This is a genomic window from Selenomonas ruminantium AC2024 (genome assembly GCF_000687995.1).
GTDB classification, from domain to species: domain Bacteria; phylum Bacillota; class Negativicutes; order Selenomonadales; family Selenomonadaceae; genus Selenomonas_A; species Selenomonas_A ruminantium_B.
Map to the genome: position 1 here is coordinate 378416 of NZ_JIAC01000001.1, position 10993 is coordinate 389408.

8 protein-coding genes are annotated in these 10993 nt (G+C 51.0%); all 8 read right to left on the reverse strand.

Annotated elements, in window-relative coordinates; all coding sequences use genetic code 11:
- Nucleotides 1–130: 130 nt before the first annotated feature.
- Nucleotides 131–772: a sigma-70 family RNA polymerase sigma factor gene (locus P157_RS0101765; RefSeq protein ID WP_037368069.1), complete on the reverse strand. Its 642-nt coding sequence runs from the start codon at nucleotides 770–772 to the stop codon at nucleotides 131–133.
- 25 nt (nucleotides 773–797) lie between these two features.
- Nucleotides 798–5147, reverse strand: coding sequence for a translocation/assembly module TamB domain-containing protein (locus tag P157_RS0101770; RefSeq protein WP_026759498.1), 4350 nt, complete (start codon nucleotides 5145–5147; stop codon nucleotides 798–800).
- A gap of 51 nt (nucleotides 5148–5198) precedes the next feature.
- Entirely contained in the window at nucleotides 5199–6803 is a 1605-nt protein-coding gene (locus tag P157_RS0101775) for a TolC family protein (protein WP_026759499.1), read from the reverse strand.
- A gap of 12 nt (nucleotides 6804–6815) precedes the next feature.
- Nucleotides 6816–8099, reverse strand: a complete 1284-nt coding sequence (locus P157_RS0101780; protein WP_026759500.1) for an MlaD family protein — start codon at nucleotides 8097–8099, stop codon at nucleotides 6816–6818.
- A 5-nt stretch (nucleotides 8100–8104) separates the two neighbouring features.
- Entirely contained in the window at nucleotides 8105–8854 is a 750-nt protein-coding gene (locus P157_RS0101785; protein ID WP_026759501.1) for an ABC transporter ATP-binding protein, read from the reverse strand.
- Nucleotides 8855–8872: 18 nt separating this feature from the next.
- Complete coding sequence (locus tag P157_RS0101790; protein ID WP_026759502.1) at nucleotides 8873–9637, reverse strand: MlaE family ABC transporter permease; 765 nt, start codon at nucleotides 9635–9637, stop codon at nucleotides 8873–8875.
- 315 nt (nucleotides 9638–9952) lie between these two features.
- On the reverse strand, nucleotides 9953–10111 hold the full coding sequence (locus P157_RS15420; protein WP_155266685.1) for a hypothetical protein: 159 nt from the start codon (nucleotides 10109–10111) through the stop codon (nucleotides 9953–9955).
- A 313-nt stretch (nucleotides 10112–10424) separates the two neighbouring features.
- Entirely contained in the window at nucleotides 10425–10976 is a 552-nt protein-coding gene (locus P157_RS0101795) for a TetR/AcrR family transcriptional regulator (RefSeq protein WP_026759503.1), read from the reverse strand.
- Between the last annotated feature and the right edge of the window lie 17 nt (nucleotides 10977–10993).

The following is a 10993-nucleotide window of genomic DNA, read 5'->3' on the forward strand; positions in this document are numbered from 1 at the left end:
TCTCTTTATTTACAATCGGCTGACTGTATTTCCCTTTGACACATCATATCACGTCGATACCGACTCTCACAAGCCATTAGCATGTTATTTCGTCATTTTTCAGCTTAACTTTGCTCATTTGAAAATTATTTCACCAATACTGCATGAATCTGGACAGCATTCCCCGAATGCGCCGGATGCCTGTCTTCTGCAAGCGGTAGACATGACTAGGACTGATATCCATAGCCTCTGCCACTGCTTGCACATCCTGACTGGCTAGATAAACATTTTCCAGCACCTCTTTTTCCCGGGCAGGCAGGCGCGCCATGGCTGTCCGGAGTTTTCCCACCAGCTCATGATTCTCTGCCTGCTCGGCCACGGTAGGCGAGGTGTCGTCCATCAGGTTTTCCTTATAGGTGGAGCCGCCCTCATCCTGCACAGCATCCATACAAGGGCTGTCCGAAGCCCCTTCCTTTTGCAGAAAGTCAAGCATCCGCCCGCGAATGCGGTGAATGGCAAAGAGACTGAAAGCAATTCCCCGCTCCGGGTCATATCGCTCCACCGCTTCAATGAGGCCCACCGTACCTTCCTGCACCACATCCATGATATTCTGCAGGCTGCGGTAAGGCAGTGCCTGTTTGAATACCAGGGGCTGATAGGCCTCGATGAGCTGGCGGCGGGCATCTTCCTCGCCACCGGCCTTATAGGCCTGCCAGAGCTGCGCTTCTTCCTCTCTTGCCAATGGTTTTATCCGTTGTAATTCTTTTACATATTGTGCAAAACGCAGCCCCATCACCCCCTTTCTGCGCTAAGCATTGTTAAAATGTCATGCGGGCTTCCACACCAACAATGGATTTGTTGGACTCCCGCTCAAAGGTCAAGCCCCAATGGTCATTGATATCATACTGCACGCCATAGCGGTTGATGTCTTTACTGCCAAAACCATGCGTATAACGGAGCATAACCTTGTCTGATATATATTTTCCCATAGTTACATTAAAATCATATTTGTTTTCGGCATTTTCTTTATCTTTTTCTGCATTATAGTTGCTGAACAGAGAACCGTTACCCCGGGAAATGGTTAATTTATCCATATACAGGTAGTTCCGCATAAGGCCCTCTACCTCCGAGAGGAAGGTCATCTGCAGGCCCACCGCCAGCAAATCGCCAGCATTCATACTGCTATTGCCATCCCGGTAAGCATCCCGCAGCGTCAGCAGCTGCACAATCTGCGTCTGGCTCATGGCTGGGCTGGAAGAAAGTTTCATCTTCGCCGCCCCTAACGGCCCTCTTACCGACAGAAACACCCTGGCCCGAGCCAGTTTTGTATCGGCAAAGAAATCGATACTAGGCATAAACGAGGCTACCTGATTGAAGTTCGCGACACCTTGACGGATATTGAACTCCGTCTTCATATAGTTGATGGTGCCCCCGCGTTTCACCTGCAGACTGCCACTCATCTTGGGATGGCTCATAATGCCCCCGGCATGGAAAGCACCGGTCAGATAAAGGTCATAGAGATAGGGACTGTAAAAATGCACCTTATCTCCCACATTGACCTGCACATCCAGAACCATTTCCGGCATTTCGCCATCACTGTCCGGAATCGTCGGCACTGACACCTGACAATGCTTAAAATCCAGCTGGCCATAGAGCTTAGGCAGGCGATGTCCATAGAAGTCCGTATCCTTTAGGCTGAACTGTCCATTCAGCGGGCCGGTAAAGAACTTGCTGTTTATCCCAAGCTGGTCGATATTCAGCGAAAGGTCATAATGTTCCGGTTCCAAACCGTTAAAGCTTACACTGCCTTGTAAACGATAGGAACCACCGCCCATTTTACCAGAAAAATCTTCAACTGTCACTTTACTGCCGGCAAAATTCACCTTGACGGCCATATCCGTAACCGGGTCATTCAGTTCTTTGAGCTTCACCGCCCCATTGGGAACAACAATACTGCCATCTATCAGCGGATGGGCCAGGGAACCGTAAATTTTTACTGCACCTTCCGTAGCCCCCAACGCCCAATCCACCTGTTTGGATATGGTGGGCAGCAGGGACAGATCTGCATTTTCCAGACCAATCTGCAGCTGAATCTGCTCATAATCTTCCAGCCATTCATCCTTGCCTGCCGTCAGTGCCCGCAAAGGAACAATCCCTTTAGCTATAGCCGAGCAGCTGCGCTCGCCCACCTGCTTGGCCACCTTCAGTTCAGTCAAATCAATCAGGCCATTTTTCAAATGTGCAGCTCCGATAAGGGTATCAAAGGACGATCCCTGAACGCCTCCATTTACCACCTGCAAATTCAGATCTGCCGCTGGATTATAGGTATAACCGCCAATATTTGCCTCAATATCTGCAGCCCCGGTAACATTCTGCAGCCGCAATCCTGCCAGTCCCGTAAACATACCAAAGTCCAGCTGACTGGCCGAAAAATGCACATTCATCGGCCCGCCAATGGTCACGGTTCCCGCTGCGGAAAAGAGTCCATTGGGGCCCTGACTGCCGCTCAGCTTGTTGATGTAAACGATATGATTCAGCAGCTGCAAATCCAAGGCCACATTGTGCACATCATAGCCGCCCGCAGTCCCCTGCTGAATGTCGCCATCTACCTTGACCGTAGGATTATCCGCAGTCCCGCTGATATGCGCAAGCAGGTCGGCCCTGCCGCTGATAACATCAGTTTTGGCATTGGCCAATGCCGCCACAGCCGCAATATCGGCATTCTGCACCACCATATCGCCATCCAGCCTGCCGGTGTTGGTATCATACTCCAGCTCCAAATCATAAGTACCGCCATCCTGTTCAAAGCCAAAATGGTCAATATCAAAGCTGTTGTTCATGAATTTTACCAAGCCCCGCAGGTTGGTCAATGTCACCCCATTGAGCTCCACCGCAGGCGCATTCAAGATTCCATGGAATATAGGATTATTAATCGTGCCATCAATCTTGCCCATAAAGGTTCCATGGCCGCTGACCTCATAAGGAAGTTTATGCTCCACCCGCTTCAAATCGATATCACTGGCCTTCACTTCCATATCCAGCGACTGATCAGCTGTGGTAAGGTTGCCATTCAGCACCATATCAATCATCGGGGAATACGCATGAAAATCCTGCAGGCGCAGCTTGCCATTTTCCAGGAAATAGTCGCCATCCATACCGGACAGCAGTACCCCCCGATAGCTGCCCCGATAAAAATGAATATAGCCGACCGCCTTAGGGTTATCTAACGTCCCCGTAAGCTGAATGACATTATCCACATTGCCGGTAATGGGCTGATCCGGCGCAATCAAAGCCGCAATATCTTCCATGCGTGCCCCCATGGTATCCAGCCGGAGATTTATGCGCTTCTCCCCGGTAAAACCCACAGAACCTTTGGCCTGCCAGACTTCCTTGCCATCTTTTTCCATGAGGAAATCATCAATACCAATTCCATCGAGACTGCCGCTGGCGGCTATTTTCAAACTGTCATAAGGCTGCTTGAAAATCTTCCCTTGAAGGCCGGAGAACTTGATGTCCACCTGCGGATTGCGCTTATCACCATGAACAGTACCTTTGAAATCGGCCAGCCCTGACATGTCAATGCGGCTGTCAATATTTTGCAGCATGGCCAGATCAAAGTGACCGCCATAAAAGGCCAAATCCAACTGAGCGGAATCCCGCATATCCCGAATAGAGCCTTCCAACCCCAAACTGCTGTGGTTAGGCATCTTCACACTTAAATAATCAATCAGCAAATCATCATCAGCCAGATAGAAAGATGTCGTTGCTTTATCGACCCGCAGTCCCTGCCAGCCAGCATTTTTCACACTGGCACTGCCATAAAGCTGCAAGGTACTAAGGTCAGTACCGATACCATTACCGCCCACGTCTGCTGACACCCGGCCGGTAATTCCCGCCAGTTGGGGCAAATACGCCGCACCCTGGGCAGCATCAATATCATCCACTTTAAGATGGACCGTGTAGCCCAAATTTTCCGTGGAGATTACCGCTTCACCACGCGCCTTTCCGCCCCAAACCTGTGCAGAAAAATCCCGCACAAAGAGGTTCTTGTCCTGATAGCGCACATCTGCAGTCACGCCACTAAAGGGTACATCCATGATTTTCCCCTGAGGTACTTCCACCTTGCCATCCACGCTGGGATTATTGAGCGCCCCCGTAACTTTCACTGCAAACTTTGCCGCGCCTGCATAGGGAAGATTGGTTAAAATCTTGCCCGGGTCAAAGGACTCCGAAGCCGCTTCCAGTTCCATATAGGGTGTTGTCTGCAGATGTTTGATTTTACCATGAACATTAACCTGCTGACCTGCCGCCGAAGCATTGATGTTCAAAAGTCCCTCTTCATTGGTAAAAGATGCATGGCCGGCAATATTTTCGATTTCCGTGTCCTCTACCCGAACAGCACCAGCGGCCAGTTCCGCTTCACCGCTGAAGGAAAGGTCTCCATCCCGGCGGTAGATATGCAGCTCGGCCTCAGGAATATTGCCCCCCTTAATCTCCACATTCTCAGGAAGCAACCCCGCAGGAATAAATGACAGATAGTTCTTTATCTCCATTCCGGACAGGCTGGCGTTGATTATCTGACGGCTATCGGAGATGGTCGCCGTTCCTTTAATGGCAGTGCCTTGATTTTCAGCAGCAAACTCAGCCTTATACACGGGATTATCTGCCAAATCTACCAGAGCATTTACCTTTTCCAGTGACAGTTCCTGTCCCGCCCGGCGCAAACGTACCCGTGCATCCGTCGCCTTGACCCGGCCCCGGAATTTTTGCGAGCTCTTTTCCTCGGTGATTAAATCCTGCACGTTCCAGCTGCCGTCAGCACGCTCGGCCAATACAGCCTGCAGCCCTTTGACCTCAACTTCAGCCACTGCTTCTGCAGGGTCCATAACCGCCGCAAGCAGGCGGCAGCTGACCTGCGCCTCGTCGGCACTGGCAATCAGCTCCGCCTGCTTGTCATAAACAGCCAGATTATGGAGTTTGATATCCCGCAGGGAATTTACTTCGATTTCCCCCACCGTCACATCTGCGCCCAGAGCCTGGGTGGCCAAGGAAGATACTTCCTCCCCGGCCCGTTCCATGAAGTTTTGCGTATGTACATAGTACCACAAGCCGCCGGCTGCTACGCAGCCTGCCGCCAATGTTCCTATTATCCATGTCTTTACCTTCATTACGTTCTCCCCAAAGGCCCATCATAGGCATTAGATTACAGTCCTTTAGTGTTACTTGGCCATTTCACTGGCCACTGCTGCCGTACTGGCAGGCTGTTCCGTTTTCTTAGTCGGTTCGCTGACCACGGCGGTCTTTTTTTCCGTGACAGCTTTCTTTTCCGTTGCTGCCTGCTTATTGGCATCAGCAGTGTTGCGGACTTCCCGTTCAGCCTGACGCATAGCCTTGATTTCTTCCTTGGAAGCCTTCTTGGCTTCCGGCGTCAGTTCCAATACAGGATTTGCCGTCACTTTGGCATCGTCCCGGACTTTCTTCAAGCGGTTGCCTTCCATCTGCGATGCTTTGTATTTCGCCACATCAATATCCACAGGAATACCCATAGCCTTATCCAGTGCAGCTTTGGATACATTGTATTTATACAGCGCCGTGTTGTAGTTCGTACGCGCTAAGGTCATTTTCTCCGTAGCATCCATTACATCAAGGTTGGTACCCACACCGGCGGAATAACGAACATGCGCGATTTTTAAATCTTCTTCCGCCTGAGTCACAGCCGTCTCCGTGGTGCTGATGTTCTTTTCAGCAGCCTGCAGATTCAGCAGCGCCGTGCGCACATCGAGCTGGATGGTTTCATCCTGCGTTTTCAGTGCTTCCTGCGCTTTAACCAAGGATGCTTCGGCGTTATTCACATTGGCAGTCGTTACGCCATTATCAAAGATATTCCAAGTGGCAGTAGCGCCAAACACCCAGGTATTGCTATGGTCAGCATGGAAGGCATTCTTACCTTCAATGGCCTTGTTGGCAGAAGCCGTAACAGTCGGATACCAGCCGGCTTTGGCCGTATTGATGCCTGCCTCAGCCTGCTTCACGGCATAATAAGCAGCAGCTCCGTCCGCACGGTTGTTCAGCGCATAATTCGTGCAATCATTCAGATTGAGGTTATACGCAGGATGCTTCAGTTCTTCATCAATTTCGAGCGCCGTATCCGTCGGCAGGCCAATGACATTGTTCAAAGTAGCGATGGCAATATCGTAATTGTTCTGCGCCGTGGTCAGCGCCTGCTGCGCATTGGCCAGGTTTACCTGGGAAGACAGTACATCCGATTTGGCTACTGTGCCGACCCGGTACTGAGCATTTACATTGTCCAAATGCTCCTGATAGGCCCGTACCGCATCTTCCTGCACCTTGATTAAGTTCTTGTAATTCAGGATATTGTAATAATCAGCCGTGGCCTGATAGCGAATGGACTGCTTGGTATTCTCCAGTGTAACATCCGCAGCATTCAGAGCATAGCCAGCGGATTCAATCCCGCTGCGCAAGGAGAAGTTGTACAAGGGAATGGACGCGGAGGCACTGTTGGTAAAATAGGAATTGTCTCCGCCATGTGAAGCCTTAGCCAGCATATCATTTGCACGATTTGCCCCCGTAGACAGTGACAGCGTCACGCCAGTCTGACGGCGATACTTGGAAAGATTCCACTTGGCCACATCCACGTTAGCCAATGCAGTTTTTATACTGCGGTTGTTCTCCAACGCCATCTGCACCGCATCATTAAGATTCAGCTGTACGGTATTAGCGGCCGATACAGAGCCAGCCGACACCGTCAGCAAGCCCCCCAAAATCATTGCCGTCAATCTTTTATAAAAAAGCTTTTTATTCATTACAAATCCTCCTTAGAAATACTGCTTGAGGCCCACATAGGCCGCCCGCTTGTCATGTTTGTTGACATTCTGCCACTGGCCCATGAGCCAGGTATTATCCATAACCCTGACCTGCGCGCCTAAACGCACAGACAGGTCATTAAAATCATAAGCATCTGCTGAGAACTTAAAGTTCTTGCCTGCATAGGCATCCACCCCCACACCGGCGGCACCACGAATGGCACCGACCCGGCCTGCAAGATTGCCCTGCCGTTTGCCCAACTGGAAGTTAATCCGATTGGTTTCTCCGATATCTTCGACCCCCATGTTGAGGAATGGCCCCTGTTCCATGCCGATGTTAAATCCCATACTGGTATCCCAGTCACGTTTTTGACCGCTGTACAGGGTTGTCACTTCCGCATGCGTCTCGATGGAATCCAGCTGTTTCTTAACCTTCTTGGCTTTCTCCGTCAGTTCCCGGGCATTGTGAATGGTAGCCTTTACATCTTCCACCGTCTTTTCATCCCCAGCCACCTTGGCAATGCCTTCCGAGATTATCCGGATTTTTTCACTGGTCTGCGTGATATTATCCAAGGTTATGCGCAGGTTTTCCGCCGTCTGCGGGTCCGCCCCCACCGTGGCCAGATTGGCCATTATGGCTTCCACGGAATGCATCGTACGGTTCAGGCTGGCGGTCGTGAGATTAATATTGGTCAGAGTCTGATTGACATTCCCCTGATTGGTTTTGACCATGCTTTCCATAGCCCCCAGCATGCCGTTGATATGCGCGGTGGTATCCCGCAGGTTCACCACCATCTGCACAATGGAGGTCTGGAAGGCTTCATTGCCCACAATGTTATTCATGCTGGTCAGAAGGTCCTGGGCCTGTATCACCACTTTGTTGATGTTACGAAACATCTCGTCCATGCCTTCTTCTTCGCTTCCCAGCAGAAAATCCCCTTCATCCAGATAGCCGTCTTCGCTGTCTCCAGGGGTGATGTTGATGAATTTATCCCCCATGACCCCGCTGGCTCCAATTCCCACCTTGGAGCCCTTGGGTATCTGTACGCCGTCATTTATCTTCATGCCCACAGTAACACCGCGGCCATCGTTCTCTATGGAGGTTACATGCCCCACAGGTACCCCGGACAATCTCACCAGGGATTGGGGTTCCACCCCCACTACCTGCTTAAAGCCGGCATAGAGAGTATAGCCCTTGTTCCCGCCGAGCTGAAATCCGCTCAGCATGATAATGACTGCGGCCAAAAGTGCCAGTCCTGCCAGGGTAAAAGCTCCCACCTTTGCTTCTACGCTCATGCCCGCTATTCATCCCTTTCCGTTTTCTCTGTGTGCAGGATTTTGAAAAAAGCCTGCACACGTTCATCCTCTATCTGTTGAAACCGGTCCACCGTATCCACGGCAATTAAGTCACCTTCATAAACCATGGCAATCCTGTCAGCAATCCGGCAGGCACTGGCCATATCATGCGTGACCACCACGGAGGTAACCCCGAGTTTTTTCTGCATATCTACGATTAATTCATCGATTTTGGCTGTGGTAATGGGGTCCAGGCCGGAACTCGGCTCATCGTAAAAGATGATATCCGGCTCAAAGGCAATAGCCCGGGCAAGTCCCACCCTCTTTTTCATACCGCCGGAAAGTTCACTGGGAAGTTTTTTCTCCACCCCGTGCAGTCCTACCAAATCCAGTTTTTCCTTGATGATACGCTGGATTTTTGCTTCCGGCAGTTTCCGGTGCTCCCGCAGGCCAAAAGCTACGTTCTCCCCTACGGTCATGGAGTCAAAAAGCGCAGAATACTGAAACACCATGCCCATGTTTAAGCGCACCTTATCCATTTCTTTCTCCGAAAGATGGGTGATTTCCTGCCCGTCAATATAGATTTCCCCACTGTCAGGACGAATAAGCCCCACCAACAACTGTAAAAGCGTACTCTTACCGGAGCCAGAACCACCGATTACCGCCAGAGTCTCCCCTTTTTTGATGGTGAGATTGATGTCCCGCAGGGCATATTTGCCATCATAGACCTTATTTACATTCGCCAGTCGAATCATATTATCCTCCTGCCGGCCTTAGTATAGAACAAAAGTCAGCGCGGCATTTAAGATAAAAATCACAATAATTGAAGTCACCACGGTACGAGTGGTGGCTTTACCCACACCTTCAGCACCGGCCGGGCAATGCAGGCCGTAGTAACAGCCCAGCACCGCAATGACATTGCCAAAGAAAATGGCTTTTATCATACCGCCAGTCAGGTCAAAGGCTACGGCAAAGGTGTGAATGGAATTGATATAGCTAAAGGAACTGATACCGGAATAATACACCGCCACCAGATAACCACCGAGCACGCCGATAACATCGCCAAAAACAGTTAAAAGCGGCACGACCATCATACAGGCCAGCATGCGGGGCACAATCAGGTAATTGACGGGATTAACCGCCATAACCCGCAAGGCATCTATCTGCTCCGTAACCTTCATGGTGGAAATCTCTGCCGTAATGGCAGCCCCCACCCGCCCGGCGCAGACCACCCCCACCAGCACCGGCCCCAGTTCGCGGCCAATGGCAATGGAAATAATTCCGCCAACGGTGCTCTGGGCTCCAAAACGAATCAATATATCCGCCGTCTGCAAGGCAAACACCGCTCCGGTAAAGAGCAGAGTCAGACTCACAATCAGCAGGGAGTCCACCCCCAGATGAGACATCTGGGCCAGGATATGGCGGGGCCGTGGCCGGGTAAAGAGCTCCAGCATGGTATCACGATAAAGAAGCACGATGGTGCCAAATTCGGCCAACCGCGCAAGAACCCAAGCGCCCAAGACCTCCAAAAATCGCATCCAGCGTGCCTCCCTTCACTCATATCTTAACCACCCTTTGATTGTAACAGTCAAAAGGCAATTAGTAAATATAAGTGTACTATTTTTTTGTCAAAATTTCAAGTTATTTCCATCATGGATGTGGGGTTACATCGAGGTAAAATGCCAGATTGGTGCAGGCGGCAGGGGCATGTTTTGCGGGCTGCACGAAAAGTTAGTGCGTACTGCAGACGGGGGCGTATTTTGTGGACTTCGCTAAATGTCTGGCAGGGTGAGAAAGTACCTCGTTGTTACCCGCGCCGGTTACCACGGCGCATTGACATCGCGATGTATTGCTTATACACCTCGCCAGCCAGCAAAGCAGTCGCTCCGTTCCACAAAATACGCCCCGTCTGCCAGTAGCTTTATGTTACGCTTCTGCCGTTCCGCCCGCAAAACATGCCCCTGCCGCCATTCGCTTCGCTGTGGCGGCTTTGCTTCGATCGGCCAATACATGCCTGGACACCGGTGCTTGTATTTTGCTCGCAGATGCGAAGTACCTTGGCACGGGTGGTTGTTTTTGGACTGCAGCACACTGCCGAAGGCTGGCTCCTAAGCGAAAAGAACTAAACACATCGCTGAAAGCCGCGACGTGGTAACCGGAACATCCACCTAAGTCAACGGAATCTTCGAGGGAGTCATTTCGTGCGGAAGTCCAAAAATAACCACCCGTGCCACGCCCATTTAGCGCAAAGGTAAAAAGTAAGCACTGGCGCCCCCCACGCCTTCATATCATGCGGAAGTCAAAAACAATCACCTGTGCCACAGCCTATCTGCGAATCTCCAATGGCCGGTAAATCCCGCCCAGCAACGCTTCATAAACAATCCGCTTAACCGCAGCCGGGTTGCTCTGCCGCATCCCCATAGACTCAATCAGCCCGGTAATCAGCCCAAAGAAAATGTCATTCATATCCGTAGAGGAAAAATCCCCCAGCAGTATGCCCGCTTCCCTGCCCCGACGGAAAAAGCCCGTCAGCACGCCATCGAATTCATTCCATTCCGCCTCACTGAGGCTGCAGGGCAAGGTTTCCCTTCCCATACAGCGCACATAATTGGCATTGTTGGCAAATATTTCGATAATCTCCTGTAAATCCGCCAGCCAGTCCTCATGCTCCTGCTGAATCAGCTCCCGCACTTCCCGCAGCACCATGCGTTCCTCTGTGGCCAGCAGTTCACAGATATTCTGCTTATTGGTGTAGATACGATGGAGGCTAGCCTTACTGATGCCTACGGCGTCTGCCAGTTCCTTTATGGTGCAGCCGGGATTGTCCGCCAATGCTCCGGCCATTTTTTCCAGTAATTCTTCGCGATCAAATGCCATAACTTTTCTCTCCTTGT